At 67.5% G+C, this 26,808-nt stretch carries 26 protein-coding genes and 1 tRNA gene; 9 read left to right on the plus strand and 18 right to left on the minus strand.

All coding sequences use genetic code 11. The features are described from left to right. Positions 1–38: 38 nt before the first annotated feature. From grpE to HNQ79_RS22980, 3 genes are all read right to left on the minus strand, one after another. Complete coding sequence (grpE, locus tag HNQ79_RS22970) at positions 39–722, minus strand: nucleotide exchange factor GrpE (RefSeq protein WP_185034042.1); 684 nt, start codon at positions 720–722, stop codon at positions 39–41. Continuing rightward, positions 722–2,581: a molecular chaperone DnaK gene (gene dnaK, locus HNQ79_RS22975; RefSeq protein WP_185034044.1), complete on the minus strand. Its 1,860-nt coding sequence runs from the start codon at positions 2,579–2,581 to the stop codon at positions 722–724. The genes grpE and dnaK overlap by 1 nt, the downstream gene beginning before the upstream one ends. A 186-nt stretch (positions 2,582–2,767) precedes the next feature. After that, positions 2,768–3,787, minus strand: coding sequence for an LCP family protein (locus HNQ79_RS22980; RefSeq protein WP_185034046.1), 1,020 nt, complete (start codon positions 3,785–3,787; stop codon positions 2,768–2,770). 10 nt (positions 3,788–3,797) lie between these two features. Between HNQ79_RS22980 and HNQ79_RS22985 the strand changes: the two genes are divergently transcribed. The 4 genes from HNQ79_RS22985 (at position 3,798) to HNQ79_RS23000 (ending at position 8,790) form a co-directional block, all read left to right on the plus strand. Further along, the gene (locus HNQ79_RS22985) at positions 3,798–4,001 is read left to right on the plus strand and encodes a hypothetical protein (RefSeq protein ID WP_185034048.1); all 204 of its coding nucleotides are present in this window, start codon (positions 3,798–3,800) and stop codon (positions 3,999–4,001) included. 80 nt (positions 4,002–4,081) lie between these two features. After that, positions 4,082–4,645, plus strand: coding sequence for a sugar transferase (locus tag HNQ79_RS22990; RefSeq protein ID WP_229923271.1), 564 nt, complete (start codon positions 4,082–4,084; stop codon positions 4,643–4,645). Between the two features lie 334 nt (positions 4,646–4,979). Continuing rightward, the gene (locus HNQ79_RS22995; protein ID WP_185034050.1) at positions 4,980–7,262 is read left to right on the plus strand and encodes a (Fe-S)-binding protein; all 2,283 of its coding nucleotides are present in this window, start codon (positions 4,980–4,982) and stop codon (positions 7,260–7,262) included. 568 nt (positions 7,263–7,830) lie between these two features. Beyond that, positions 7,831–8,790: a Yip1 family protein gene (locus tag HNQ79_RS23000; protein ID WP_185034052.1), complete on the plus strand. Its 960-nt coding sequence runs from the start codon at positions 7,831–7,833 to the stop codon at positions 8,788–8,790. Positions 8,791–8,877: 87 nt separating this feature from the next. Here the strand turns inward: HNQ79_RS23000 and HNQ79_RS23005 are convergent, their stop codons facing one another. The 3 genes from HNQ79_RS23005 to HNQ79_RS33895 all read right to left on the minus strand — a co-directional run bounded on the left by HNQ79_RS23005 (position 8,878) and on the right by HNQ79_RS33895 (position 10,369). Then, positions 8,878–9,381, minus strand: coding sequence for a phosphoribosyltransferase (locus tag HNQ79_RS23005; protein ID WP_185034054.1), 504 nt, complete (start codon positions 9,379–9,381; stop codon positions 8,878–8,880). 8 nt (positions 9,382–9,389) lie between these two features. Beyond that, positions 9,390–9,965, minus strand: a complete 576-nt coding sequence (dcd, locus tag HNQ79_RS23010) for a dCTP deaminase (protein ID WP_185034056.1) — start codon at positions 9,963–9,965, stop codon at positions 9,390–9,392. 224 nt (positions 9,966–10,189) lie between these two features. Next, on the minus strand, positions 10,190–10,369 hold the full coding sequence (locus HNQ79_RS33895; RefSeq protein WP_229923270.1) for a hypothetical protein: 180 nt from the start codon (positions 10,367–10,369) through the stop codon (positions 10,190–10,192). A gap of 177 nt (positions 10,370–10,546) precedes the next feature. On the opposite strand from HNQ79_RS33895, the gene HNQ79_RS23015 reads away from it, so the two are divergent. Beyond that, positions 10,547–10,620 (plus strand) — tRNA-Gly (locus HNQ79_RS23015). Between the two features lie 225 nt (positions 10,621–10,845). Here HNQ79_RS23015 and HNQ79_RS23020 read toward each other — a convergent pair. After that, positions 10,846–12,672: a DUF262 domain-containing protein gene (locus HNQ79_RS23020; protein WP_185034058.1), complete on the minus strand. Its 1,827-nt coding sequence runs from the start codon at positions 12,670–12,672 to the stop codon at positions 10,846–10,848. A gap of 226 nt (positions 12,673–12,898) precedes the next feature. Between HNQ79_RS23020 and HNQ79_RS23025 the strand changes: the two genes are divergently transcribed. The 3 genes from HNQ79_RS23025 (at position 12,899) to HNQ79_RS34565 (ending at position 13,855) form a co-directional block, all read left to right on the plus strand. After that, positions 12,899–13,141, plus strand: coding sequence for a type II toxin-antitoxin system CcdA family antitoxin (locus HNQ79_RS23025; protein ID WP_185034060.1), 243 nt, complete (start codon positions 12,899–12,901; stop codon positions 13,139–13,141). Beyond that, positions 13,138–13,539 (plus strand): PIN domain-containing protein, encoded by a 402-nt coding sequence (locus HNQ79_RS23030; protein WP_185034062.1) that lies wholly within the window; start codon positions 13,138–13,140, stop codon positions 13,537–13,539. The genes HNQ79_RS23025 and HNQ79_RS23030 overlap by 4 nt, the downstream gene beginning before the upstream one ends. A 145-nt stretch (positions 13,540–13,684) precedes the next feature. Next, entirely contained in the window at positions 13,685–13,855 is a 171-nt protein-coding gene (locus HNQ79_RS34565) for an HGGxSTG domain-containing protein (protein ID WP_311772308.1), read from the plus strand. 450 nt (positions 13,856–14,305) lie between these two features. On the opposite strand, the gene HNQ79_RS23035 is transcribed toward HNQ79_RS34565, so the two are convergent. The 10 genes from HNQ79_RS23035 to HNQ79_RS23080 all read right to left on the minus strand — a co-directional run bounded on the left by HNQ79_RS23035 (position 14,306) and on the right by HNQ79_RS23080 (position 25,007). Next, positions 14,306–15,370, minus strand: a complete 1,065-nt coding sequence (locus HNQ79_RS23035) for a hypothetical protein (protein WP_185034064.1) — start codon at positions 15,368–15,370, stop codon at positions 14,306–14,308. A gap of 77 nt (positions 15,371–15,447) precedes the next feature. After that, the gene (locus tag HNQ79_RS23040) at positions 15,448–15,720 is read right to left on the minus strand and encodes a DNA-binding protein (RefSeq protein WP_185034066.1); all 273 of its coding nucleotides are present in this window, start codon (positions 15,718–15,720) and stop codon (positions 15,448–15,450) included. Beyond that, positions 15,717–16,253: a hypothetical protein gene (locus tag HNQ79_RS23045; RefSeq protein ID WP_229923269.1), complete on the minus strand. Its 537-nt coding sequence runs from the start codon at positions 16,251–16,253 to the stop codon at positions 15,717–15,719. The genes HNQ79_RS23040 and HNQ79_RS23045 overlap by 4 nt, the downstream gene beginning before the upstream one ends. A gap of 204 nt (positions 16,254–16,457) precedes the next feature. Then, positions 16,458–18,437 (minus strand): hypothetical protein, encoded by a 1,980-nt coding sequence (locus HNQ79_RS23050; protein WP_229923268.1) that lies wholly within the window; start codon positions 18,435–18,437, stop codon positions 16,458–16,460. A 40-nt stretch (positions 18,438–18,477) separates the two neighbouring features. Continuing rightward, complete coding sequence (locus HNQ79_RS23055; protein WP_185034202.1) at positions 18,478–18,723, minus strand: S-type pyocin domain-containing protein; 246 nt, start codon at positions 18,721–18,723, stop codon at positions 18,478–18,480. Positions 18,724–18,949: 226 nt separating this feature from the next. Beyond that, positions 18,950–19,834 carry a hypothetical protein gene (locus HNQ79_RS23060; RefSeq protein ID WP_185034071.1) on the minus strand — a complete coding sequence of 295 codons (885 nt, stop codon included), beginning with the start codon at positions 19,832–19,834 and terminating at the stop codon, positions 18,950–18,952. After that, a complete protein-coding gene (locus HNQ79_RS23065) occupies positions 19,831–22,005 on the minus strand; it encodes a hypothetical protein (protein WP_185034073.1) in 2,175 nt (724 codons plus the stop codon). The genes HNQ79_RS23060 and HNQ79_RS23065 overlap by 4 nt, the downstream gene beginning before the upstream one ends. After that, positions 22,002–22,925 carry a hypothetical protein gene (locus tag HNQ79_RS23070; RefSeq protein ID WP_185034075.1) on the minus strand — a complete coding sequence of 308 codons (924 nt, stop codon included), beginning with the start codon at positions 22,923–22,925 and terminating at the stop codon, positions 22,002–22,004. Before HNQ79_RS23070 ends, HNQ79_RS23065 begins: the two co-directional genes overlap by 4 nt. Position 22,926: 1 nt before the next feature. Then, positions 22,927–23,730 carry a Crp/Fnr family transcriptional regulator gene (locus tag HNQ79_RS23075; RefSeq protein ID WP_185034077.1) on the minus strand — a complete coding sequence of 268 codons (804 nt, stop codon included), beginning with the start codon at positions 23,728–23,730 and terminating at the stop codon, positions 22,927–22,929. A 935-nt stretch (positions 23,731–24,665) separates the two neighbouring features. After that, positions 24,666–25,007 (minus strand): hypothetical protein, encoded by a 342-nt coding sequence (locus HNQ79_RS23080; RefSeq protein ID WP_185034079.1) that lies wholly within the window; start codon positions 25,005–25,007, stop codon positions 24,666–24,668. Between HNQ79_RS23080 and HNQ79_RS23085 the strand changes: the two genes are divergently transcribed. Continuing rightward, entirely contained in the window at positions 24,983–25,477 is a 495-nt protein-coding gene (locus HNQ79_RS23085) for a DUF6177 family protein (RefSeq protein WP_221508042.1), read from the plus strand. The genes HNQ79_RS23080 and HNQ79_RS23085 overlap by 25 nt on opposite strands. Here the strand turns inward: HNQ79_RS23085 and HNQ79_RS23090 are convergent. After that, positions 25,455–26,639 carry a zinc-dependent alcohol dehydrogenase gene (locus HNQ79_RS23090; protein ID WP_185034081.1) on the minus strand — a complete coding sequence of 395 codons (1,185 nt, stop codon included), beginning with the start codon at positions 26,637–26,639 and terminating at the stop codon, positions 25,455–25,457. The two genes, HNQ79_RS23085 and HNQ79_RS23090, sit on opposite strands and share 23 nt — an antisense overlap. Positions 26,640–26,808: the final 169 nt, after the last annotated feature.

The raw sequence follows: 26,808 nt of genomic DNA on the forward strand, positions 1-26,808 counted from the left end.
TCCTCGACGTCCCTCCTCTCGGACTCCCAAGTACGGTGCTACCCCTCCTCGGGGGCACCGCTCTCCTTGTCATCGGAGTCATCCGACTTGTCTGCCTGCGCCTTGTCCGCCGACGCGCCCGGCTGGGGCTCGGCGACCGCGACCCGTGCGGGACGGATCGTACGCTCGCCGATCCGGTAACCCGGCTGGAGGATCGCCACACAGGTCGTCTCGGTGACGTCCGGCGCGTAGCTGTGCATCAGGGCTTCGTGGATCGTCGGGTCGAAGGGCTCGCCCTCCTTGCCGAACTGCTGGAGGCCCATCTTGGCGGCCACGGTCTCCAGCGACTCGGCCACCGACTTGAAGCCGCCGACCAGTTCGCCGTGCTCGCGTGCCCGGCCGATGTCGTCCAGGACGGGGAGGAGTTCGGTCACGAGGTTCGCCGCGGCGATCTCCTTGACCGTGACCCGGTCCCGCTCCACGCGGCGACGGTAGTTCTGGTACTCGGCCTGCAGGCGCTGGAGGTCGGCCGTGCGCTCGGAGAGCGCCATCTTGGCCTGGTCCAGCTGGGCGGTCAGTGCGACGTCCTTGGCTGCGTCCGCCGCGTGGGTGTTCGCTGCGTCCCCGGCCGGGGCCGCCGAGCCCGCCTCCTCGGAGGTGTCCTCGGCGGCCTTCGGCTCGGCGTCATCCGCGCCGGAGGGGACGTCGGGCTTCTCCTCGAAGCCCGGAGTCTCCTCCGTCATCAGGCAGCGCCACCCTTCTTGTCCTTCTCGTCGTCGACGATCTCGGCGTCGACCACGTCGTCCTCGGCCTGTGCCTGGCCGGCACCCGGGGCAGCGCCCTCGGCGCCGCCGGCCGCCTGCGCGCCCTGCGCGTCGGCGTACATGGCCTGGCCCAGCTTCTGCGAGACGGCCGCGACCTTCTCGGTGGCCGTGCGGATCTCCGCGGTGTCCTCGCCCTTGAGCTTGTCCTTCAGCTCGGTGACGGCGGTCTCGACCTCGGTCTTGACGTCGGCCGGGACCTTCTCCTCGTTGTCCTTCAGGAACTTCTCCGTCTGGTACACGAGCTGCTCGGCCTGGTTGCGGGTCTCGGCGGCCTCGCGGCGCTTGTGGTCCTCCTCCGCGTACTGCTCGGCCTCCTCACGCATCCGGTTGACCTCGTCCTTCGGCAGCGAGGAGCCGCCGGTGACGGTCATCTTCTGCTCCTTGCCGGTGCCGAGGTCCTTCGCGGCGACGTGCATGATGCCGTTGGCGTCGATGTCGAAGGCGACCTCGATCTGCGGCACGCCGCGCGGGGCGGGCGGCAGGCCGGTCAGCTCGAACATGCCGAGCTTCTTGTTGTACGCCGCGATCTCGCGCTCGCCCTGGTAGACCTGGATCTGCACGGACGGCTGGTTGTCCTCGGCCGTCGTGAAGATCTCGGAGCGCTTCGTCGGAATCGTGGTATTCCGCTCGATGAGCTTGGTCATGATGCCGCCCTTGGTCTCGATACCCAGGGACAGCGGGGTCACGTCGAGGAGCAGGACGTCCTTGACCTCACCCTTGAGGACACCGGCCTGGAGCGAGGCGCCGATGGCGACGACCTCGTCCGGGTTGACGCCCTTGTTGGCCTCGCGGCCACCGGTGAGCTCCTTGACGAGCTCGGCCACGGCCGGCATGCGGGTGGAGCCACCGACGAGAACGACGTGGTCGATCTCGGAGAGCTGGATGCCCGCGTCCTTGATGACGTTGTTGAAGGGGTTCTTGCACCGCTCCAGCAGGTCGGAGGTGAGCTGCTGGAACTGCGAGCGCGTGAGCTTCTCGTCCAGGTGCAGCGGGCCCTCGGCCGACGCCGTGATGTACGGGAGGTTGATCGACGTCTCGGTGGAGGACGACAGCTCGATCTTCGCCTTCTCCGCGGCCTCGCGGAGACGCTGGAGAGCCATCTTGTCCTTGCCCAGGTCCACGCCGTGGTTGCCCTGGAACTGCTTCACCAGGTAGTCGACGACGCGCTGGTCCCAGTCGTCACCACCGAGGTGGTTGTCACCGTTGGTGGCCTTCACCTCGACGACGCCGTCACCGATCTCCAGGAGCGACACGTCGAAGGTGCCGCCACCGAGGTCGAAGACGAGGATCGTCTGGTCGTCCTTGTCGAGGCCGTACGCGAGGGCGGCGGCGGTCGGCTCGTTGACGATGCGCAGGACGTTGAGGCCCGCGATCTCACCGGCCTCCTTCGTCGCCTGGCGCTCGGAGTCGTTGAAGTACGCCGGGACGGTGATGACCGCGTCGGTCACCTTCTCGCCCAGGTAGGACTCGGCGTCGCGCTTCAGCTTCTGCAGGATGAAGGCGCTCATCTGCTGCGGGTTGAAGGACTTGCCGTCGAGGTCGATCTTCCAGTCGGTGCCCATGTGGCGCTTGACCGAACGGATCGTCCGGTCGACGTTGGTGACCGCCTGACGCTTGGCGACCTCGCCGACGAGCACCTCGCCGTTCTTCGCGAAGGCGACGACGGACGGCGTGGTCCTGGCGCCTTCGGCGTTGGTGATGACGGTGGGCTCGCCGCCTTCCAAAACGCTGACGACGGAGTTCGTCGTGCCCAGGTCGATGCCGACCGCACGTGCCATTTCGGATTCCTCCAGATTACGTACTTGAGTGGATCTGGCTCAAGGATGCATCACTCGTACGCCCGCGTCAACAGACCTGAGTCGAGCACGCTCAACTCTTATGCGGTACTTATCTGCAATGGAGGGAGACGGAAATAGTTTCCCCTGGTCAGAGGGGTAAGGCAGTCGCGGGACACCCGCACCGGATCACTCGTACTCGTCGTGAACCGGCTCGTACTCGGGCTCCTCGGGCGCCTCGTCCGGCTCCGCCCGCGCCGCCTCCAGCGCCGCCACCACCGGCTGGTCCTTCCGTACGGCCTCGAACACCCGGCGCGCCTCCGGCTGCTCAAGGTCGAGCCGGTACCAGTGGTCGGACGCCTGGTGGTACGGGAGCGTGGTGAAGGTCAGCGCGCCCTGCGGCAGGTCCCGCAGACTGTCGGCCACTTCGTACAGTTCGGTCAGCGAGTCGAGGCCGGCGTCGGCGGTCAGCGCGGAGGTCGCGGCGTCGAGCACCGGCAGCAGCCGGGCGGGATTGGTCAGCGTGCCGTTGCCGCGGATCTTGGCGACAAGCCGGTTCACGAAGTCCTGCTGGCGGCCGATCCGGTGGAGGTCGCTGCCGTCTCCGACGTACTTGCGCGCCCGTACGTAGCTGAGCGCGTCCTCGTCCTTGAGGACGTGCCGTCCGGCGGGCAGATCGAGCCCGATGTCCGGGTCGCGTTCGGGCTTCTTGAGGTCGACCTCCACGCCGCCCACCGCGTTGACGATCGTCTTGAAGCCCGCGAAGTCGACGATCATGTGGTGATCGATCCGGATGCCGGTCAGCTTCTCCAGCGTACGGATCGTGCAGGCCGCGCCGCCGAACTGGAACGCCCAGTTGAACTGGGCGTTCTGCGCCCGGCTGTAACTCCCGTCCGGCCGCGGACAGCTCGGCACGTCCACCCTCAAGTCCCGTGGCACGCTCAGGACTTCGGCCCGCTTCCGGTCGGCGGCCAGGTGCAGCAGCATCACCGTGTCGGAGCGCTGACTGTCCTGCTCCTTCCGCCAGTCGGAGCCGAGCAGCAGGATGTTCTGCGCCCGGCCGGGACGCCGGACGGGCCGCTCCGCGCCGTACTCGGCGAGCGCCGCGGCAGTCGCGTCGTCGGTACGGATGTTGCCGTCGATCTTCCGGTACGCGAGCCAGCCCAGCGCTCCCGTCAGAGCGACGAGGAGAGCCAGCGCGGCACACACGAACCTGACCGTGCGCCGCGTCCCGCATCGTGCGCGCAACGACGCGATGCGCGAGCGCGCCGCCGCGGCGTACGGCTTCAACGCGACCACCTCGCCGGGCCCCCTGTCGCCACTCGGCCGGAGCTTCCTGTCCCCACGTCCCGCATGCCGCGCCCTCCTCTCCGACCCCTCTGCCGTACGGCTGAGCGGCACGCGTGGCGCGCCCGCCGACTGATGTTCATCGTGCGAGAGTCAGAACAATAAAGCCGACTATTCGCACAAAGTCGGTCAAAGATCCCACGAAAGGGTGCGGCGATGCAGTCGTTGTCCGCGAAACGGGTGCTGGATCTGACGGGCAGCCTGCTGCTGCTGCTCCTCTTCGCACCCGTGCTCGCCACGACCTACGCCGTCGTCGCCCTCACCGCCCCGGCCGCCGCGATCTGCCGCCGGCCCCGGGCGGGTCTGTACGGGGAGCCGTTCCAGCTGCTGGGATTCCACCGCGCACCCCCCGCGCCCCGCGGCCCACGTATCCCCCGGGGTCCGCACGCCGCCCGTGCCGCGGCGGCCGGCCGGGCACTGCGACGCCTGGCGCTCGACGGGCTTCCGCAGCTCGTCAACGTCCTGCGCGGCGAGATGTCCCTGGTCGGCCCGCGCCCCCTGCCCCTCGAGGACACCGGCAGCACGGCACTGACTTGCGGCCGGCTCACGGTCAAGCCGGGCATGACCGGACTGTGGCAGGTCAGCAGGCGGTCCGGTCTCCCGTGGGACGAGATGCTGCTGCTGGACCTGGAGTACGTGGACACCCACTGCCTGGCCGTCGACCTCGGCATCCTCGCCCGTACCGTCCCGGCGGCCCTGACCGCGCACGGCACCCGCTGAGGCACGCACCGCCCGCGCCTCGGCACCGGCCGCCCCGCGCGTCCGCCCCCGGCCCTCCGCCGAGCGCGGCGGCGGCCGAAACCCGCAGCCGGCCACCGGCGCACCGCGTGCCCGCGCCCTGCCGCCCGCGCGCGCCCGCCTGGTGAGGGTTGCCTGAGCGACGCAGATCACCGCCCGCGTGGATACTCTGCGACGGCATAAGTGGGTAATCTCAGCTCGACTGGATAAGTTACCGCTTAGTAATCACATAAGCCTTCACGCCTGAGGACCCGGGACTTCCGGACGCGCCGCAGGCCCCTCCGTTACCCACCTCGCAGGCCCGAGGAGCCCCCAAATGCAACTCGCCGCGATCATCGTGTCGCTGGTCCTCATGGCAGTCGGCGTCGCGCTGTTCGGCCGTGCGATCGCGCGGATCTACCGCTTCGTGACGCTCGGCCAGCCCGTGCCCGCCGGTACCCGTACCGACTATCCCTGGCAGCGCGCGATCACCGTGGTCAAGGAGTTCCTCGGCCACACCCGGATGAACAAGTGGGGCGTCGTCGGCGTCGCCCACTGGTTCGTGGCGGTGGGCTTCTTCTCGCTGCTGCTGACGATCGTGAACGCCGTCGGCCAGCTGTTCCAGGCCGACTGGATGCTGCCGATCGTCGGCGAATGGGCGCCCTACAACATGTTCGTGGAGTTCATCGGCACGATGACCGTCCTCGGCATCCTGGTGCTGATCGTCGTCCGCCAGCTGAACCGGCCGGGCGGGGCGGGCCGCAAGTCCCGTTTCGCGGGCTCCAACACCGGTCAGGCGTACTTCGTCGAGACGGTCATCCTCCTCGTCGGCGTCTGCATCTTCACGCTGCACGCGCTGGAGGGCGCCCAGCACCACGTGGACTCCTACGAGGCGTCGTTCTTCATCTCGTACCCGCTGGTCGCCTGGTTCCGCGGCATGGACCTCGGCACGCTCCAGAACCTCACGTACTTCTTCGCCGGTCTGAAGATCGCGACCTCCTTCATCTGGATGATCACGGTCTCGCTGAAGACCGACATGGGCATCGCCTGGCACCGCTTCCTGGCCTTCCCGAACATCTTCTTCAAGCGCAGGGCCGACGGCGACGTCGCGCTGGGCGCGCTGCCGCCGATGACCTCCGGCGGCAAGCAGATCGACTGGGAGGACCCGGCCGACGACGCCGTCTTCGGCGTCTCCCAGGTCGAGCAGTTCTCCTGGAAGGGCATTCTCGACTTCTCCACCTGCACCGAGTGCGGACGCTGCCAGTCGCAGTGCCCCGCCTGGAACACGGGCAAGCCGCTCTCCCCCAAGCTCCTGATCATGTCCCTGCGCGACCACGCGCACGCCAAGGCCCCGTACCTGCTGGCAGGCGGCGGCAAGGACATGGAGGGCAACGAGAAGGCCACCGAGGAGCAGCTGAAGGACGTCCCCGCCGCCGCCCTCGCGGAGGCCGAGCGTCCGCTCATCGGCACGGCGGAGGAGAACGGCGTCATCGACCCCGACGTCCTCTGGTCCTGCACCTCCTGCGGTGCCTGCGTCGAGCAGTGCCCGGTCGACATCGAGCACATCGACCACATCGTCGACATGCGCCGCTACCAGGTGATGATCGAGTCCGCGTTCCCGTCCGAGGCGGGCACGATGCTCAAGAACCTGGAGAAGAAGGGCAACCCCTGGGGCCTGGCGAAGAAGCAGCGCCTGGAGTGGCTCAAGGAGCTCGACTTCGAGGTGCCGGTCGTCGGCAAGGACATCGAGGACCTCACCGAGGTCGAGTACCTGTACTGGGTCGGCTGCGCGGGCGCCCTGGAGGACCGGGCCAAGAAGACCACCAAGGCCTTCGCGGAGCTCCTGAACATCGCGGGCGTCAAGTTCGCGATCATGGGCGGCGACGAGAAGTGCACCGGTGACTCCGCCCGCCGCCTGGGCAACGAGCCGCTGTTCCAGCAGCTCGGCCAGGAGAACGTCATGGCCCTGAACATGGCCTTCGGCGAGGAGTACGACGACGAAGGCAAGGTCACCGCGGAGTCGAAGAAGCCGCGGACGGCCAAGAAGATCGTCGCCACCTGCCCGCACTGCCTCAACACGATCGGCAACGAGTACCCGCAGATCGGCGGCGACTACGAGGTCATCCACCACACCCAGCTGCTCCAGCACCTCATCGACGCGGGCAAGCTGATCCCGGTGACCCCGGTCGAGGGCCTCATCACCTACCACGACCCCTGCTACCTGGGACGCCACAACAAGGTCTACACGCCGCCGCGCGAGATCATGTCCGCCGTCCCGGGCCTGCGCCAGCAGGAGATGCACCGCCACAAGGAGCGCGGCTTCTGCTGCGGCGCCGGCGGTGCGCGCATGTGGATGGAGGAGCGGATCGGCAAGCGCATCAACACCGAGCGCGTGGACGAGGCCCTCTCCCTCAACCCGGACATCGTGTCGACCGCCTGCCCGTTCTGCCTCGTCATGCTGACCGACTCGGTCAACGGCAAGAAGAACGACGGCAAGGCGAAGGAGTCCCTGACCGTCGTCGACGTGGCGCAGCTGCTGCTCGACTCGGTCAGGACCCCGATCGACCCGGCCGCCTCGGAGGAGTCCGAGGACGCCCCGGAGCCCGAACCGGTGAAGTAGGCGGGCCGGGTCCGGCGGACGCTGCGAGATTCCGTTCGTACCGGCGCATGAGCGGCTGGACCTGCCTGGGGGCGGGGCCGGCCGCTCTTGCCGTTCCGGGGGCAGTTCCCGTGTCGAGGGGCACGCTCGCTCACGACCAGGCGGGGCTGCCGGGACTACCAGCACCGCTCGGGACTGCCGGGACCGACGGGACCGACGGGACAGCCAGGACTGCTGGATCTGCCGGGGCCGCGGGAGCTGCCGAGGCTGCCGGGGCCGCCGGAGCTGTCGGAGCTGCCGGGGCCGCCGGAGCTGCCGGGGTTGCCGGGGCCGCCGGAGCTGCCGAGGTTGCCGGCACCCAAAGAGCAGACGGAGCCGACGCGGCCAGCAGGAGCAGGACCAACGGGGCCGCCAGGACCGGCGAGCTCAGCGGGGCCCGCCACCCTCCGGCATCCCCCGGTACGCCCCCTGCCTGCCCGCCGCCCACCCCCGGAAGTCCCCCTAGGGGATGTCACAGCTCGGCCGCAAAGGCCCCCCGCTTCCCCACCGCCCGGGCACCGGCCCCTCCGGAGCGGGTACGTTCGTTCGCGTGGCTGGATTCAGGATCGGACGCGGCCGGGACAACCGCACGCAGCAACAACCGCAGCGGCAGCGACCGCAGCAGCAGCCGTACGGGCAGCAGGCACCGCCTCAGCCCCCGTACGGCCGCCAGCAATGGCCGCAACCGCAGACCCCGCAGCACCCGGGCGGCGGCTACGGCCCCGAGCCCGGGGGGCAGCACGGCGGATACGGCGGAGGCTCCGACGAACCGGAGTACTTCGGCGACCCGCAGCCCCACCAGGCCGGTTACGGCGACCCGGGCCGCCCCCCGTACAACCAACCGCCGCCGCACGACCCGTACGCGGCCAACAACCCGGGGCACACCCAGGTCTTCCGCGTCAACGAGGACCCGTACGGCGACGGCAACACGCACCAGGCGGGGGGACACCACCCGGCCCCGCCCACGGGACCGCGGCTGCACTGGAAGCAGCTCCTCTCCGGTATCGCGCTGCGCCCCGGCGCGACGTTCTGGCAGATGCGCGACCACCAGGTCTGGGCGCCGGCACTGATCGTCACGTTCCTCTACGGCATGCTCGCGGTCTTCGGCTTCGACAAGGCCCGTGAAGAGACGATCAACTCGACGTTCGCCAGCGCCATTCCGTACGTCCTCACCACAGCCGTCGCCATGGTCGTCTGCGGGCTGATCCTCGGCGCGGTCACCCACACGTTGGCGCGGCAGCTCGGCGGGGACGGTGCGTGGCAGCCGACGATCGGCCTTTCGATGCTGATCATGTCGATCACGGACGCCCCACGCCTGCTCTTCGCGCTCTTCCTGGGCGGCGACAACGGTCTGGTCCAGATCGTCGGCTGGGTGACCTGGCTTGCCGCGGGTGCCCTCTTCACCTCGATGATCAGCAAGTCGCACGACCTGCCCTGGCCGAAGGCGCTGGGCGCGTCCGCGATCCAGCTGATCGCACTGCTCTCGCTCATCAAGCTGGGCACGCTCTAGCGACGGCGACGGCACGTACGCGGAAGGGCCCGGAACGAGAATCTCGTTCCGGGCCCTTCTTCCGTGGCCTTCACCCCGGTCGGTCCCCTACGCGTCGAGGACCTGCCCCGCTCGGCGCACGACCGGCTTCTCCACGGACCACGGGAAGTTGATCCACTCGTCGGTCCGCTTCCACACGTACTCGCACTTCACGAGCGAATGCGACTTCTCGTACACGACCGCGCTCCGCACCTCGGCGACGTGCTCAAGGCAGAAATCGTGCACCAGCTTCAACGTCTTGCCGGTATCGGCGACGTCGTCCGCGATCAGCACCTTCTTGTTGCTGAAGTCGATCACGTTCGGCACCGGCGCCAGCATGACCGGCATCTCCAGAGTGGTCCCCACTCCGGTGTAGAACTCGACGTTCACCAGGTTGATGTTCTTCACGTCCAGCGCGTACGCCAGCCCGCCCGCGACGAAGACCCCGCCCCGGGCGATGCTCAGAATGATGTCCGGCTCGTACCCGTCGTCGGCGACGGTCTGCGCCAGCTCCCGCACCGCATGCCCGAACCCGTCGTAGGTCAGGTTCTCTCGCACGTCACTGTTACCCATACCGGAAATCACACCTGCGTCCGATGAAAGTTGAGGAAGGACCGCGAGGCCGTCGGCCCGCGCTGTCCCTGATAACGGGACCCGTAACGCTCGGACCCATAGGGAAACTCAGCCGAGGAACTCAGCTGGAACAAACACAGCTGGCCGATCTTCATGCCCGGCCACAGCTTGATGGGCAGAGTCGCCAGATTCGACAGCTCCAGCGTCACGTGCCCGGAGAACCCCGGATCGATGAACCCGGCGGTCGAATGCGTCACCAGCCCGAGCCGGCCCAGCGAACTCTTCCCCTCCAGCCGCGAAGCGAGGTTGTCCGGCAACGTGATGGTCTCGTACGTCGAGGCCAGCACGAACTCGCCCGGATGAAGAATGAACGCCTCGTCCCCGTCCGGCTCCACGAGCCGCGTCAGATCGCTCTGCTCCTCCGCGGGGTCGATGTGCGGGTACCGGTGGTTCTCGAACACCCGGAAGTAGCGATCGAGGCGCACATCGACACTCGACGGCTGCACCATGGACTCGTCGTACGGATCAATGCGAACTCGTCCGGCGTCGATCTCGGCCCGGATGTCCTTGTCTGAGAGAAGCACCCACCGAGGATACGCAGAGCGCACGGGCCCACCCCAATCGGACGGCCCCGCGCCCCGACGCCCCCCGACGACCGACTACCCGCCTCCCCTCCACGGCCGGCCCCCGCACCCGGGCCACAACGGGGAATAGCGGGTACGGGGAGGGTTGCCATGGCAGGGGAACGCGAACCCGTCCTGCTGCCACGCCCCCGCGCCCGGGCCCGGCTCCCACCCCACCCGCCTGCCTATCGCTCGTCCGCCCCCACCCCGGGCACGGGCACGGCATGCCGGAGCCGCGCACACCGGGGACACCGAACGAGCCTCCCGGGCCCGATCCGTCCCTCCCCGAGCTGCCGCAACGGGAACGAAGAGGTGCTGAACACGTGCCCCTCGGCACAGCGGACGACGGTGCGATCGCGATCCATCAAGTCCCTTCCCCAAACCACGCGTGGACGAAGCTGCCACATTAGGGGATATACGGGACGCGTTCCCAAGCGGCACTCCGCACCGCCCTCACACCTCCGCCGACCACTTCCCTGCCCCAGGATCCCGACATGGGGTACAGTGTCCGACGATGCGGCAACAGCTCAACGGCCGTTTCGGCGGGTGTAGTTTAATGGTAGAACATGAGCTTCCCAAGCTCAGAGCGCGAGTTCGATTCTCGTCACCCGCTCCACTGCGAACCCCCAGGCCAGCGGCCCGGGGGTTCTTTGTTGTCGAGACCCATTCCGGAACCGTGCACCACCTCTGCTCCGCCTGGCCCCTTCCTGACCTGCTCAGATGCCTCGCCCGCACCTGTCGCAGCGCGGCGGGGGCCGCCATCAGAATGGGGAGGGTCTGCTCCGAGGCTGGCAGGGGCCACTTCGCCGAGCTGGGCTTCTGGAGTGCTGTCAGCCGACGATCAGTCTTCGTCGCCCTCGTCCACCGGATCGGTCGTGGGGTACCCGTCTTCCGTGACGACCGCCTTGCCAGTGGCCGTCTCGATCGCCTCAACCAGGGCCCGCTGCCGGGCTTCGAAGAAGCCCGCGAAGTCATCCTGGGCGAGCAACACGGGATCAGCCAGATGAGTGCGAATGTGGTTGGCCACGGTGCCCGCGTCCACCTCGGCGTTCTTGGCGAGTCTGGGGAGGTAGGAGGAGGGCGCTGCCCCGCCGATGATGCGGTTGGTGCGTCCGGTCAGCGGGGTCTTGTTGACGATCGAGTTGTAAGTTCCCCGGGCGATGTTCTCCCTCTCGCACCACGCCTGCGGGAAGATGTGGTGGATATCCACGGCCTCCGCGAAGTACTCGGTGACCTCGGTCTTCTCACCAGTCCGCCAATCGACGGCGCCTTCCTTCATCAGGAGGGCGTAGATCCCCTTGTAGGCGGCGCTGTTGCGGGTGCGCAATGTCAGCAGGCGGCTCTCACTGAACCGAGCGTCGCGGATGGTGCGGGGTTCGGCGCCTGTGCCGCGTACCCAGCCCACGGTTTCGGGGAGGTCGTGGCTGAACCTTGTCTCCGTCGAGCCGCCGTACAGCTCGCCGAACACACCGCACCAGTACCAACGGGCCAGCTTCTGTTGCGCACCAGCCGGTTCGGCATCCTCACCCAGCGTGCTGAGGATCGCGGCGAGAGGGATCAGCTGGGTGCCGTACGGCAGGAACTTGGTGTCGAAGAGGTACTGCTGGCGGAGGAACTTGGCGGCGTCCTTGAAGCCCTGGACGACCATTGGCGCGAAGCGGCGGTACTCCTCCAACCCCAGTTCCAGCATGTCCTTGCGCTTGCAGCCGATTCGCGGCCGGCGCTCTTCGTCGATCCCGCCGGTAGCCGCCTCGGCTCGCCGGGCCGCCGTCGCCATCAGGGTGACGGCCTGCAGGAAGTCGGTGTTGGAGACCTCTTTGAGGACGCGGTACTCCGGCGCCTTCCACGCGGTCCGGACCACTTTGTCCCAGTGATTGCGCAGGTCGAACTCTTCGGCGGCATACGTGGCGGTGAGCAGCTCGAAGACAGTGAGGGTGACGCCGCCGGTGTTGACCTTCTCGAAGACCTGGCAGACAGCCTGGCGCTCAGTCTGCTTCCCGAGCTCGATCACCGGCACCTGGTAGAGCTCGAAAGGGCGAACGAACGCTTCCTCGAAGTCCCGCCACCACTTGCGGCCGTCCTCGCCCTGCGCCTTCCAGTAGTCCTCGTAGCCGTAGCTCCAATCGCGGTTGGTGAAGAGCTGGGAGAGCGGGAAGAGCCGGGCCGCGTACTCCTTCTCCGGAGTCGAGCAATCCTCGATGGGTTCGCCCCTGAAGCTGCGGGCCACCCGATCAGCCGGCAGAAGGCGGATGGCGTCCTCACGGTCCAACTGGGGATCGAGGGCCTTGACCATGTCGACGTAGAACCAGCCGGAGATCCGCTGCTTGCGCTGGTTCTGTGTCTCGACCGGCTTGCCGAGCATGAGCGACTGGAAGAGTGAGGTCATCCGCTGCTGGCCATCGAGAATCAGGGTGTCCGGTTCGATGCCCAGAGGCGGGGTGGCGCCTTCCACCGGGCGCCACTTGAAGCGAACGTCACCGCCGGTCTGCAGCAACATGAGGGTGCCGACCGGGTATCCACGAGAGATCGAGGCGAGCAGGCTGATGATGTTGTGGTCCGGCCACACCCAGCCGCGCTGGAACTCCGGCAGCTGTGCTTCACCCTCGGCTACCCGCCGCAGCAGTTTGACCAGCTGGATCTTGTCGATCCCGAACGCTTGCTCCGTCACGGTCCGCCCCCCCTCGACACTGAACGCTGCCGAGAGGCTATCGGGTGGCCGAGTGAACACGAGGTCGCTCTGAGCTGAAGCCGACAAGGGATGGCGGCACCTGCCTCCCTCTTCCCAGGGGCCGACGCTGCTCATGCCTGGCAAGTCGCGCACCGGCGCGGTGCGCCCTGGTCGGTACTGGGGCAGTTAAACCACCACAGCGCGCATACTCCAGTATGCTTGGCGCATGTCATTGACGACACGCATCACTGTCACCCTGCCCACCGACCAGGTGGCTGAGCTCCGCAAGCTGACCGACAACGTCTCCGGGTACGTGGCGGAAGCCGTGGCCCGCCAGATCCGGCACCAGTTGCTCGGGGACGACTTGCGGCGACATGAGGAAGAGCACGGCAGCTTCACCGAGGAAGAGCTCGCCGAGGCTCACTCGAAGATCTTTGGCAGCGCCGACGAGCGATCGAGTGCCGCGTGACGGAGCGTGTCGAGACCGTCGTCCTGGACTCCGAGGGGCTGTCGGCCTGGGTCGCGCAGGACCGGAAGGTCCTCGCGATGCTGCGGGTGTTCCATGACATGGGTGCGGACCTGGTCGTAGGGGCGAACACGATCGTGGAAGTCAGCCATGCGCGGACCAACATGTCGCGGCTGAACTGGACCTTGTCACGGGTCAAGGTGGAACCGGTCACCGAGCAGGCGGCCAAGGCAGCCGCCGAACTGCTGAAAGAGACCGGGCTGCACGGCCACAAGTACGCCATCGACGCCACCGTGGCGGAGGTCGCCCTGCGGCAGCCAGGGCCCGTCGCGCTTCTCACCTCCGACGCCGACGACATGACGAAGCTGTGCGGCAGTCGCGTCCGCATCGTCTCTCTCTGAACCATCGGCACCTCGGCCGGGATGCCTCAGCCAGCACCGCCGGTCCGAGTCCGGCCGGTTCATGGCTTCACAGTCGGGCCGAGGGGCAGGACGATCTCCGCAACCATCGCAGCGGTGGCAGAGGTATTCGTTCCAGGGGGTCGGCATGGCGAAATGCGGTGCGCGCACCAAGACCGGCGGCCGTTGTCAGCGGAAGGTGGTGACGGGCACTTCCCGTTGCCCCGTGCATCAGGGTGCTTGGTCGGCCTACGGAGTGGCCCAGCGCAAGGAGAAGGAAGCGCAGGCGAAGAAGCGCGGGATACGGAAAAAGCGTTAGCGTCGGCGCGAGCGCCTTCAGGGTCGCACCCGCGCGGGGCATGCGCACAGGATCGTGCCACAACGTGCCAGGAGGGGCGGTAAACAGCGGTCACCACGGGCTTCACCGGAGCTGTACACGAACAACGCCAAGCAGCCATCAACCCAGGCCAGAGGCCATTCACAGACCGAAGTACAGGGTGATTCCCAAGCTCAGAGCGCGAGTTCGATTCTCGTCACCCGCTCCATCAATCTTGACAAAGCCCCGAGCCAACGGCTCGGGGCTTTGTCGTCGCTCGATGAAGTCTGATCGACATCTCTACGGACTGCGGATGGCGTTAGGGAACCTTCGCGACACGAGTGACCTCTCGGTGGTCGACGCCTGGGGTGACAGGCGTCGATCGATAGCGCTCACCGCAGTCAGGCTGAGTCACACCAAACTGGCCGAGGCCCCGTATACGCAGGGTCAGCGTCACCCAGGGAGACTGGGCTCCCTCAGCTCCATGGCCAGATCCCTCAGTTCGTCCAGCACGGCTACGCTCTGGAAAATGGTTTGAAGGGAGGTGTTGATCTGCCTGGAGGGACGGCGCAGCTGACGGCTCGAAGAGCCGACCATACTGATCACTGCCATTATCTCCTGGAAAACACCTGCCGCGTCCTGCACTGCTTGGGGGGCGACGAGGAACTGCTCCAGCACCTCTTCCGCGCCCTCCGGCCATTCGCTGCGCGGCGTGCTCGACGCCCATTGCAAGAATGCCCGGAACGCGTCGACATTGGTCTGCATGCGCGCCGTGAAGCGCTCGGCTGCCACCTCCAGGTCGTCAGCCGGCCCTTCGATGGCCTTGGCCAGGCGGTTGATCACAGCCATCCGCGTGTTCATCGAAGCCCCGGGATGATCGACACGTGCCATCTCCTCCCCGATCAGCTCCATCATTGCCACCAGGTCGGTAAAGGCCGACTCCACGTCGGTCATGTCTCCGGAGATCGCCTCCATTTGCGCTTCCACTTCGACGACCCAGTCGAACAGGCCGGGGGCGTCCTCGTCTGCCTCGACGGTCGGCTTCGCCCCGGGCTCGGGCACCGTCCCCTGGGGGAGCGACGGGCGACTGTCGCCGCCCAGCATCTCCTTCAGTAGACCCGTCAGTCGCCATCGGGCGGTACCGGTGTCGGCAGGCTGCGTCGGGAACGGAATCCGTAGCGTCGTTCCGGATTCCAGGAGCTGTTCGGTTTCCTCCGCGACATGGACGGTGTATCTGCCGAGGGCGTGTCGCATTCCGAGCCCGAACAACAGCTCTGCTCCGGATCCGCTGAGGTCCGCGACGACAATGTCCACCTCATTGACTATACGGAGCAGTTGGTCCAAGGGCAGGCCTGCCTCGGTGAGCCTGTCCGCTCGCAGGAAGGTGAGACCGAGCTGCTCGCATGCGGGATGGACGATGTCCTCGTAGAAGACGACGGACCGGTGTCGCTCACCAGAAGGGGAGTGACCGGGAGGCACGACGGCGGTGGTGCCGCAGACGGCGAGGCAGGTGGGCATGGCGGGGCTCCTTCACAATGATTCGGGGAAGGCCCCGTCGGGGGCCGCCAGGCCGCCGACGGGGTGCGGCGTGGATGTCAGTCGAAGAGAGTGAGCGCGACTCCGTCGGCGACCTCGTCGGCGAAGACCGGGCGTTCCTCGATGCCCAGTGCGTTCAGAAGGTCCACCGTGAGTACGCGGTGGCGTCCTCCGACGCGCACAGTGGGGCAGGGAAAGGCGTTCTGGCCCACCAGGCGGTAGGCGGTTCCGAGGCACATGCCGAAGGCCCTCGCCGCCGTTCGCAGATTGACGCTGACCGGAAGATCAAAGATTTCCCGGAAGGTGAGGGGGGTCTCGTCACGGTCCGTCATCCGCCCCTCCTCTCGCGCCGCAGAGAGACCGTGGCGACCTGGCGGCCTCGGCCCGAGAATCCGATACTCGTGGCGGTGTCGGCTGTTCCCCATGCCTGGGCGAGTGCGCCGAGACGTACACCCTCGACACGGTGCGCGGGAACGGTGATCCGCAATGTGGCGGAGAGCCCGGGGCGGCGCGGGGAAGGGTCGTAATCCGCCTGCCAGCAGCCCTCCGCGTCCACTTCGGCGGGAGTGCAGCCGGCCCTCTCCAGGTCGCCCACGGCTATCTCAAGGCGAGCCTGCCGCCACCTGTTGTACCCACGTGAACAGGCCGAACGCAGTACCGTCCCACCAGGGTCTGGATCATCCGCCGCCAAACCGGCCAGCGCTTCGAGGTAGCAAGTAATCAGTTCGGCCTCTACATCGCCTCGTTCGGCGCGAAATCGCCAGGTGATCTTGTAGGCGGTGCGGCGCAGCCCCGGGAGCCCCAGCCAAACTACGGCCTTCGGCCAGTCGGACCCCGCGGCGTCGGCCTGGACACGCTCAGCCATCTGGTACCACAGGCTCGCGCGTGCCTCAAGTGGGACGGAGCGGTCGTAGAGCAATTGGCGCGCCCGCACCAGGGGCAGTGGTGCGCCAGCCTCTTCCGGATCGCTGTAGAGACGTAACGGAGGTGTCGGCTCGCTGTCGGCGCAGTGACGGTCGACGACGGTGAAAATGCCGGGGTGAGGGGGAAGTGACATCGGTCCTCCAGGTCAATCGGAGTTCGAGACAGGTGATTTGGCGCGCCACGCGGTCAGCGCCTGGGTCGCCAGCTTCTTGCCGGGCATCGATTCCGAGCACCTCTCGACGGCCAGGAGCCAACGGAGGAAGCCAGGTTGCCGGTCGTCCACCAAGCCATCGAGGAGTTCACTCAGTGCCCTGGCCCGGTATCCCGCGCGGACCGCCTCGGCGCACCAGTCGACGAGGGCATCGTGCATGGATCCGAAGGAGGACGATTCATTCAGCGCGTGTGCTGCCAGACGAACCGCACCGGATACCAACTGGGCGTCCGCGCGCATCTGGTCGCTCCACCATGTGAGGTCCGTGTGCACCATCGCTGGAAAGCAGAGGGCCGCCAGCAGGCTGGGGATGTCCTCTCCCCGGGACCAGTCGTGCATGCAGCGAAGCACGGTTCTCCTGGCGCGGGAGTCCCCGGCTTCAAAGCGCCGCTTTAGCGTCTCAGCGACGGCGGTGGCGACGGCCACCGCGTTCGTGTCGTGGTCCAGGGTTGTCAGGAGTTGTTGCAGCAACCCCAGGGCTCGCTCTTCCGCGACTTCACCGCGGTCCGGGCAGCAGGCGTGGAGCACGGTTTCGCGCAGTGAAGCCTCGGTCGCGACACTCCATTGTTCGAGCAGGTCAGCCGCTGTACGCCCTGCTGCCGGGTCCTGGACAGCCGTCGCCAGACACCATCCCGCCACCTGAGGAGCCCAGCACGAGGGAGCCAGAGCAAGTTCCTGAAGGTGCGCCAGAGACCGGCCGCCGGTCGTCACGGCCATGGCGGCGACCGCCCGCCCGGCCTTTTCGACCTGCTCCGCCTCAGGGCCCGGATCAGCGAGCCACGAGTGCAGCAAAGGTATGAGATCCGTGTGGTCACGGCACAGAACCTCCCACACGGCCTCCCTCATGGCGGGGCGGAAGAAGGACACGCAGTCCGTGACTCCGTCCCCAGCGCGCCGCACGCGCTGGGCCCCGAGAAGCCGTAAGGCCTCGGGCCCGAGACGCCGACGGGTGTCGGCCGCCGAGGGGTCGTATGAACTCCAGGCGCAGGCAGTCTGAGTTTCTCCCGGCTCCACGAGTCGGAGCAGGTCCTCGGAGCGCTCGGCCACCACGCCGCGTTGCAGCCCACCGTAGACCGTGACGGCGAGCAGATCGGCGCGGAGAACGGGGTCGGTCTGAGTGCGGGCCACGGCTTCAGTGCCCTCGATCAGGGCCACATGGCGCAACACCTCGGCTCCGGAGGCGCCACCCACGACACCCAGGTTGAATGCGGCGTGCGCCGTCCGTGCCGCATGTCGAGGTGGCAGTCCTTCAGGCAACAGTTCCTCGAGTTGGCCCGGAGGCAGGGCCCGCAACCACGCGGCGCACGCCTCCCCGTCGGACGAGCCGTCAGTGAAGTGGGCGCTGAAAACCTTCCGGGCATCCGGTGGGTGGTGCCGCACCACCGGTACCCCCAGGTGATCCGCCAGGGCGTCTGCGAGTCCTGGAGCATCCGTCAGCACGATGATCAGACGCGCATTGGCCTCAGCCAGGGGAGTTTCCAGGCGGGACAGTTCCCATGCCCGGAGCGTGAACGGGTCCGGGGGCTCCATCACGAGGTATCCGTGCACTCCCTGAGGCCGCGGTCGCCATCGGGAGAGGTTGACGGCCCCGTCCACCTGAACGAGTACGGGGTCTTCACCGCCGTGGGCCAGCAGATTGAGGGCGTGTGTCTCGCGTCCTGTCCCCCGATCCCCGAGAAGCACGGTAATGCCCGAGTCGACTGCGGCAAGCGCTTCCTCGAAGGAGGGCGGCGGCACGAAGCGCCGTCTCGCGGTCTCCAGGTATTTGGCCCGTACGGGGCCCTGCAGCAACGGCACTGCAGACGTGGCGCCACCGGTCAGGTGAGACACGGTGTGCCGCTGGCCGCCCATTACCGTGCCGGTGTTGACAGTGCTGTTCGGAGCTACAACCACCAGATCCCGGCTGGAGGTCACAGTTGCGACGAGATCGTCAATATCACTGCCCTGAGGGATCTCAGATGTATCCATCGGCTCCCCCGTCAACGTGGCCGGACAGCTCGACGGCGGTGACGTGCTGGCCGCCGTGGACTACGCCGGTGTTGATGATCCCGCGTTCGGCGTTCAGAACCGTCGCCGGGGGCGCCTTCACCTCCTGGTCTGCATCCGACGCCGTTCCGTGGGGAGCCACCGGTTCGGTGGTCTCCTGCATTAGGGGAAACGCGATGACATTGTCCGTATTGCGATTCTCTGCTGCTCGCATGCCGCCCTCCCATGCTCTGGGCTCCCGAAAAGTGGATCGGGCTCCCGTCTCCTGGACGCATCGAGAGTCCCGCGTTTCGCTCCGTGCTTCCGCTCCCGAGGACCAGAAAACACGTGACTGCGATCACAGAGCAGGGACCGGGGAACCCAAAGCAAAGAAAGAGCGAGTGTGCTGCCCGAAGACAGCACACTCGCCCATGTATTCGATTATCGAGCACAGATCGGGGTCAGACGGCCCCGCCGGGGACGGGGCGCCCCAGAGCGGAAATCCGGTCCCTGAGGATGTAGGAGATCTCTTTGCGTTCCTGATCGGTCAACGTGCCCAGCAGAACAGCCAATTCTTCCTGCCAGTCACTGCGCGGGGGGCTCAGCAGGCTCTGGTGGTCGACCGACCAGTCCAGCACCTGTCGCACTTGGTCAGGATGCCTGAGGAGCCAGAGCGCTGCCAGGGACGCCGGCCCGGCGTGCAGTGCCTGAAGGCAGAACTCGTACTCCCCACGTCGGCTGGTCGTCCACGAGTAGCGGACTCCCTCGCCCTCCTCCTGGCCGAGCAGCAGTTCTTCATCGCTTTCGCGGAGCCGCACGTCAAACACCCGGTAGCTCAACCCGGTTTCGTCAAGGCGCTGTGTCACGCCGAGGTGCTGCATGATCTCCGGGGCTCCCAGCCCATTGCCCGCCACCGCCTGCGCCTCGGCCAAGTGGTACAGGGCGCCGGTGAGGCGAGTCCGCACGACGTGCCAGCCGTGCGCGGTCCTCGTACGCACGACGCGTAGGGGGTCGTGGACCCACCACGAGACCCACAGGTCCACCGATTCCGTCCCGTACACGGTGGGGAGGCCGACTGCCCGCGTGTCCACATGCTCGGTGGCGTCCACGCGGAAAACGTCGGTGTACCGCCCGCCCAGGCCAGGTGGAGCCGCCTCGTCCTGCGCGGGTACGAAGGAACCGGCGTCGTCTGGGTCCCCGCCACTGCCGAGGAGGCGATAGTCCCCGGCTTCGTCCCTGAGCACCAGGGACCAGTCCCTGGACGCGGACCAGCGCCGACGGAGGATTTCCCGCCAGGGCGGGCCGGTGACCCGGAAGTAGAGACGCTCGGTTGGCTCCTCGCTCATGCTGCCTCCCCTCGTTCACCGGCGCGCCAGTTGCTCACGGAAGCCCGCGCCGTGTTCAATCCGGCCCACCCTTCGGCGCCCTTCTCATCCAATTCCACAAACAAGCGGAATGTGCCGAATTGCATGTCGCAAGCCAATGCAGCGAAGAGATTCTCCACTGCATGGAAATTACCTTCATCCCACCGCGACCCATCGGCCCACCGCATCAGTGCCTCACATGTCGTATCGAACGAACTTTCCGCATTCAACGCACGGCGGACCATTTCCACTATCCACCCCGTTTCCGGAGTCTCAACCGCGAGTCTCGGCATGAACCATGCCGGGTATTGGAGCAACTGACCGAACAGCAGAAGCACCTGTTCCGGGATGCATCGCTCCGCCTCCAGCCATTCGACAAGCCGGCCGAACACCTTCAACTCGTTACCAGCCCGGAAAAGGCTCAGGATCGCCACCCGTACAGCCAGCAAGACCTTGCCGTCGTCGTGGCGTGGGTCGTCAGGACGACTCCGCACACCGAGGAGGAGATCGTGAAGGAGCCGCAGTGCCAGGTCGGGGCGTGAGAGCCCGAACTCGGCTCCGCAGGTGTACGCCACCGTCGTCCTCAGGTGGACGGAGGCTGCCAGGCTCCAGCGCTGGAGGCGGTAACGCACCTCCGCGACGAGCACCGGGTCCTCGGCCGCGATGCCCAGCGCGTTCGCCGCGATGAGGCGGCTGGTCGTGCGATCCGACTCGGCGAGAGCCTGGATGTGCCGCAGTGCGCGCCTGCCTCCTCCCCACCTCGCTGCTCTTCCCATGAACTGACCCACCGGCTGGATGAGTTCGGTGGTGCGCTCCACGCCGCGCAGCCACTCGACCAGAAGGTCCGACAACTGTCCGTACTCGCACCACACATGCCTGAGCACTGCTTCGGCCTGCCGGTGTCTGACGAACACAACCCCTTGCACACTGTGCGCGTAGGCTCCCTCCGTGCTGATTACGCGTTCCTGGCGGACGGCGCGGACGGCGTGCAGCAGTTCAGTCAGGGACCGCCGGAAAACGAAGTTCGGGTTGGGCCCGCCGGCCTTCTCGGAGCCCGAGGCGTCCGTCGGCGGAAGCTCCGCAGAAAGTCGGCCCTCGGACAGCTTCAGCAAGCGGGCAGCCTCCTCCCTGACGAGTCGATGGTCCAAACCCTCGTAGACGGAGGCGGCCAGCAGGAAGGCCAGGGCATCCGGGTCATCGCGCAACTTCCGCACGAGTTCGGGAACGTCCCGCTCGGCCCGGTAGCTCAGCCGATCCCTCAGGTCGCCGAGCGCGTCCGGGTCACCGTCAGCCGTCACGATGGCCGTCACCAGCTCCACCACCTCGGCGGGCACCAGCTCCGGGACCAGCAGGTCACTGAGCTCGTGGCCACGGGTCAGTGCCGCCAGCAGACGCTTCCGCTCCCGCTCATCCGTGACCAACTCCTCGAAGTAGCTGCTGAAGACCATGGCAGGACGCGGCGGGACGCACCGAACGGGACGGACATGCAGGTCCTGTTCGAGGCGGCGCAGCAGCGCCGCGTCATCAGGCAGCATGATCACCATGTGCGCCGTGGCTCTCTCCAGCAGTGAGCGCACGTGCCCCAGGACACCCGGGCCTAAGGGCCGTGACGGAAACAGGCCGTCCATCAGGTAACCCCGTGCCGTTGGATCGGCGGGCTGCCAACGGTCCAGTTCGGTGACGCTGTCCAATGCCCGCAGTAGGGCCCCTTCCCCACAACTCTGACGCAGGAGGTTGAGTGCCGCAGTACGCCGGCCCGAGCCCGGTTGCCCGGCCAGGAAGAGCGGCCCGCGCCTCAGCTCCGCGAGGGCTTCCCCGAACCAGTCGGGCCTCGCGAACCCGAAAGCGGCGGCACGCACCTGCGCCTCCGGAAGAGGCCCCTCGCGTACCCGCCCTTCCCGCGGCCCCCGCCCCTCCTTCGTGGATACGTTGTGCACACGCTGGCCGCCGTGGACGGCCCCGGAGTTGAAATTCCCTCGCGGGGCGTACACAAATGAAAGCGGCCCCCTCCCCGCCGCGCCGATCGCGTCGAGCAGTTCGGGGACGTCGTGCTCGGCCTCGGTAGGCGAGCGCCCCTCGTCGGGCGGGAGTTGCGGCGCGGCCGGTGCCGAACCGGATGCCCCCACCGCCCGCGGCTCCTCGTCCGGGGTCACTGTCGCCCCTGGTACTTGTTTCCGCGGACCTGATCTCCCTGGAAACCGCGGACACGACCGGCCTTGTTGCCCTCAACATAGTCACCGGCGACATGGCGGTTGGCCACGCTCTGTCCACCGTGGACCGTGCCGGTGTTGAGGTTGCCGTGGGGAGCGCTGTTTCTCACCTGCGGAGCCGGGGTGTCGTCGTGCGCCTGGGCAGTGGCCCCTTCCTGCGTCGGCTCCACGGTGGTGACAGCGTCCGGGACCTCCTCGTAGAGCGGCCCGGAAGGCTGGGGTACGTAGATCCAGGCCCGCTGGGAGAACGGCTTGCCTTCGACCGTCGCCGCCACCTCCACGAAGTGGTCGAGATGGCGGCCGGTGTACCCGCTGGCAACGGCGTCCTCGTAGCAGCGGTCGGAGAGGATCGCCGCGACGTGGGTGATCTTCTCCTTGTGAGAGGCGAGTACGGCCTTGACGGGACGTGAGTCGAGAAGACGGTGAGTGTCGTTGCGCGCCGTGCCGTTGCCACTGAACTCATCCCGGGTATCGGGCAGTGGGCCGACGTGCACACTTGCCCGGAGCCTGATGGGCACGGCGCCGTAGGACAGGACGTTGTAGTCCGTCAGTACGTCCTGAAGCATGAGCAGCAGCGGATGGATCACGAAGGGCATACGGGTGGGGTCGAACCCGAAGATATAACCGTCGCCGGTCGAGGCAGGGAAGGTTCGGTCCTCCCAGAGGTCCTGAAGTTCCGCCCTGAACAACGCGGTCTTGAGGAGTTCGGGCACGACCCGACTGACGGCTTCGTGCTCGATCGCCGGGCGTCCCGTGAAGCCCTTGGCGTCCACGGCGAGGATGCCCCGGTAGGCGGGCAACGGCTGGCTGTGGGTGTTGGGGCGGGAGATTCGCTGGGGCAGTTCGCTGGTGAACTCGCGCATATCACTCCTCTGTGAAGCCCACCCGACCCCTCGGAGATCGGGCTGGGGCGTTCGTGCGTGCAGTGCTTCGCGATTCGAGCTTCACAGTGGGCGCGGGAACGGTCCGCGCCACAGGCCCCGATGGGCAGTGACGTGGACCACACAGCGCTTCGGAGGCCGCGCTATCGGTGATCGCCTCGCGCAGCCCTTCAAGGTCGATCACTCGTATCCGGCTCTTCCCGGCTTCCACCCGGCACCGCCCGAGCCGTTCCAGCGCCTTGCTGACGGCCTTGCGGCCCACACCGATGTGCTGTGCCAGCTCTTCCCTGGTGAGGTCAAAGGTCCGCTGCCCCTCGGACACCTCGATCAGGCGAAGCAGGGCCACGGCGAGCCGCTGGTGCACAGCCCCGTCATGAATCTCGGTCTGCTCCCGCAGACGACGGGAGGCCATTACGGCGAGCGGATAACCGAGCCGGTGGTTGTCCACGAGGCGCCGGAATTCCTGCCCGGGAATGAGGGCGGCTTTGCAATTGATCATTGCCCATACGCTGGCCATGCGCACACCCGCGCCCTCAAGTGCCATCTCGCCCAGAATGTCGCCGCGGCCGCGGAAGGCCAGCAGTCGCTGCCGCCCATCGCGGTCGGTTCGGACAACCTTCACCATTCCTTCCACCAGTGCTAGCACCTGAGTTCCCTCGTCGCCCTGGCGCAGCATCAGCCGCCCGGCCAAGTAGGGCTGAGTCGGATACCTCGTCAGTTCAGCCCACTCCTGGTGCGGCACCAGAGCACGAAGCGGTGACAGTGAGAGGGGGTGATCTTCGCTCATGTGATCACGCTAGAGGAGGCGCCCTGCGAGTAAGGGCCGAATTATGCAGTCCGCACTCGTGGCCGGACAAAAGGGCCGGAACTCTTCCATTCGGCGGGATTCCGCCGGAACTGGCTGAGCGTACGCCACAGTGCCGCCCCGTGCTGGTTGCAGCTCTCTTCGACGGCTTCCGATGACGCCCGAATCAATAGACAGGTCGACGCCCTTCACGACATCGGCGATCTGATGCCGTCCCTTTCTGCGCGCTCACGCTGATGCTGCAACATCTACACGTCTGCAAGTCGGGCACACTGCCCCGGCCAGGGCTGACCCATGGCTCAGGCGTAAGGGCGGGCGGTGCGACGACGAATACCCTCAGGGGGCGCGCGGGATACCGCACACAGACTCGTGCCACAACGTGCCAGTAGGGGCGGTAAACAGCGGTCACCAGGGGCTTCGCCGGAGCTGTGTGCGAACACCCCCAGGCGGCCATCGCCCCAGTTCAGAAGCTATTCACGGGCCGAAGTACAGGGTGACTCCCAAGCTCAGAGCGCGAGTTCGATTCTCGTCACCCGCTCCACTGCGAACCCCCAGGCCAGCGGTCCGGGGGTTCTTTGTTGTCCAGACCCATTGAGGAACCGCGCACCACCTCTGCACCACTCCGGTGTTCCCAGGCAGTTGCCCCCGGGTTCCAGCAGCCTTCCGCCTGGCCCGCGAGGACCGGGGCGATGAGTGCTTTCACCAGTGGGAGTGCTTCGGTCAGGGTGCGGAAGGATGCCAGGCCGGGGACGTCCTTGGCCGCCTTGGCGTATCCGGCGCTCCACAGTTCGTGGTCGGGTACCTCGAAGAGTGCCGTCGGACCCAGTGCCCGGCGGTGATGTTCCGAGTCGAGTGCTTGCCGGAGCTTGGCTGCCTGGGGGTTTTGCGAACGGGCGACGAGGGTCAGATCGCACAGGTCACGGAAATCTTGTACTCGGACGTTCCTGGTGCCGTTCGACGATGGCGCACACCTTGTCCGCAATGCTGTCGGCCAGCGGGTGGATGCGGTAGTCGGGACGTACCAGACCGGGGATGTCCAGGGGCACGATCGGTGCGGCGGTCTCCGCCTGGCCGGTGACCCGCACCCCGGTGACCAGGTCGATGTGGAACGACTCGAAGGAGCGTCGGCCGAGCAGCGCCTGCGCGGGGACCCGCACCCCCTCGATGCCTTGGACGAGGCTGCGGGGCGGGGCGAGCGTGAAGGTGAAGAGGTCGCCCAGGTCCCCCCACGCGCTTGCTGCTGGAGTCCACGCCCTCACGCTGGGTGGTGCGGGACGAACGGTGCGGCTACTACGACGGGTTGACCGGCGCGGTACTGCGCTGGCAGGACGGCACCTTCGCCCCGGCCAGGGACGAGAGCGGCGAGACCCCGGTGGCGGACGCCTTCACAGACGTACGACCCACCGGGGAGCGCCAGCTCGTCGTCTCGTTCCGCATCCTGCACCGCCCCAGGGCGGACCTCGTCCTCGGCGGCGCGCCGGAGGCCGCCTGGCAGATGCTGACTGGCGGCCCGCCGGTCAGCTGGGGGACATCGGAGCCGGCCGGTCTGCTCTGGTCCCGGCGACAACTGACCGAGCTGGCGTACGCGCGTGCCCCACGGCCGCATCTCGGCGTCTCCGGCTGCCCGGCTCCGGCAGCGAGCCCGGCCGTGCGGTGGCTCAGGGGATCACAGGATCAGGGAATCAGGGGATCAGGGGATCAGGGGATCAGGGGATCAGGAGAGTCTTGATCATCCCGTCGTCCTTGGCCTGGAACGTCTTGTACGCCTGCGGCCCCTCTTCGAGCGGCAGCCTGTGCGTAGCGAAGGTGTCGACGCCCAGGGGGTCCTCGTCGGTGAGCAGCGGGAGGAGGTCGTCGACCCAGCGCCTGACGTTGGCCTGTCCCATCCGGAGCTGGATCTGCTTGTCGAACATGGTCAGCATCGGCAACGGGTCGGCCGCGCCCCCGTACACGCCGGACACCGAGATCGTGCCGCCCCTGCGCACCAGGTCGATCGCCGCCCGGAAAGCGGCCAGCCGGTCCATGCCCGCGGTTTCCATGAGCCGTTCGCCGAGGGCGTCGGGCAGGAGTCCCACGGCCGCGTGGGCGGCTTTCGCCACGGGGGCGCCGTGTGCCTCCATGCCGACCGCGTCGATCACCGCGTCGGGGCCACGGCCGTCCGTGAGGTCGCGGACGGCTTCGCCGAGGTCCTTGCCGTGCCGGCGCAGGTCGAGGCACTTCACTCCGTCCGCGGCCGCGCGGGACAGGCGTTCGTTCACCAGGTCGATGCCCACGACCAGGCCCGCCCCCCGGTGCAGGGCGATCCGTGCCGCCATCAGGCCGATCGGTCCGAGTCCCAGCACGGCCACCGACCCGCCGGGCGGAATCGCCGCGTACTCCACCGCCTGCCAGGCGGTCGGCAGCACGTCGGAGAGGTAGACGAACCGGTCGTCGGCCGGCCCGTGCGGGACCTTGATCGGCAGGCTGTCGCCGAAGGGCACCCGCAGCAGCTCCGCCTGGCCTCCCGGCACCTGTCCGTAGAGCTTCGTGTAGCCGAAGAGCGAGGCGCCCGTGCCGCGCTCGCGGACCTGCGTGGTCTCGCACTGGGACTGCAGGCCCCGGTCGCACATGTAGCAGTGTCCGCACGACACGTTGAAGGGGATGACGACCCGGTCCCCCGGAACGAGCGACGTCACCTGGGAGCCGACCTCCTCGACGATGCCCATGGGCTCGTGGCCGAGAATGTCGCCGGGGTCGAGGTACGGACCGAGGACCTCGTACAGGTGCAGGTCCGAGCCGCAGACACCGGTCGAGGTGATCCTGACGATGATGTCCGTGGGGTTCTGGATCTGCGGGTCGGGAACCGTCTCCACTCGGACGTCCCGCTTGCCCTGCCATGTCAGTGCGCGCATTGCGATCCTTTCGGGAGGAGCTCCGAAGGCTGTCTGTCTGCCCCCGGGCGCCCGCCTCGCGAATCCGGCTGCCGTCCGTGTCCGCGGGATCCGTGCGTCCGCGAGGCGAGGCGTGGGTGTATTGACGGTCTCGGGCGAGGTTCGGTCTTTCCTCGCACAGGAATCCTCC

The organism is Streptomyces candidus (assembly GCF_014207445.1).
Taxonomy (GTDB): domain Bacteria; phylum Actinomycetota; class Actinomycetes; order Streptomycetales; family Streptomycetaceae; genus Streptomyces; species Streptomyces candidus.

Coding starts and splice junctions, on each gene's coding strand:
- HNQ79_RS23090 (WP_185034081.1), bottom strand. CDS start 26,639: ATGCGCGCACTGACATGGCAGGGCAAGCGGGACGTCCGAGTGGAGACG.
- HNQ79_RS23070 (WP_185034075.1), bottom strand. CDS start 22,925: ATGCGCGAGTTCACCAGCGAACTGCCCCAGCGAATCTCCCGCCCCAAC.
- HNQ79_RS23075 (WP_185034077.1), bottom strand. CDS start 23,730: ATGAGCGAAGATCACCCCCTCTCACTGTCACCGCTTCGTGCTCTGGTG.
- HNQ79_RS23005 (WP_185034054.1), bottom strand. CDS start 9,381: ATGGGTAACAGTGACGTGCGAGAGAACCTGACCTACGACGGGTTCGGG.
- HNQ79_RS23045 (WP_229923269.1), bottom strand. CDS start 16,253: ATGGCTGAGCGTGTCCAGGCCGACGCCGCGGGGTCCGACTGGCCGAAG.
- HNQ79_RS22995 (WP_185034050.1), top strand. CDS start 4,980: ATGCAACTCGCCGCGATCATCGTGTCGCTGGTCCTCATGGCAGTCGGC.
- HNQ79_RS23025 (WP_185034060.1), top strand. CDS start 12,899: ATGTCATTGACGACACGCATCACTGTCACCCTGCCCACCGACCAGGTG.
- HNQ79_RS23035 (WP_185034064.1), bottom strand. CDS start 15,370: ATGCCCACCTGCCTCGCCGTCTGCGGCACCACCGCCGTCGTGCCTCCC.
- HNQ79_RS23060 (WP_185034071.1), bottom strand. CDS start 19,834: ATGAGCGAGGAGCCAACCGAGCGTCTCTACTTCCGGGTCACCGGCCCG.
- HNQ79_RS22990 (WP_229923271.1), top strand. CDS start 4,082: ATGCAGTCGTTGTCCGCGAAACGGGTGCTGGATCTGACGGGCAGCCTG.
- HNQ79_RS23040 (WP_185034066.1), bottom strand. CDS start 15,720: ATGACGGACCGTGACGAGACCCCCCTCACCTTCCGGGAAATCTTTGAT.
- grpE (WP_185034042.1), bottom strand. CDS start 722: ATGACGGAGGAGACTCCGGGCTTCGAGGAGAAGCCCGACGTCCCCTCC.
- HNQ79_RS33895 (WP_229923270.1), bottom strand. CDS start 10,369: ATGGATCGCGATCGCACCGTCGTCCGCTGTGCCGAGGGGCACGTGTTC.
- HNQ79_RS34565 (WP_311772308.1), top strand. CDS start 13,685: ATGGCGAAATGCGGTGCGCGCACCAAGACCGGCGGCCGTTGTCAGCGG.
- HNQ79_RS23055 (WP_185034202.1), bottom strand. CDS start 18,723: ATGCGAGCAGCAGAGAATCGCAATACGGACAATGTCATCGCGTTTCCC.
- dnaK (WP_185034044.1), bottom strand. CDS start 2,581: ATGGCACGTGCGGTCGGCATCGACCTGGGCACGACGAACTCCGTCGTC.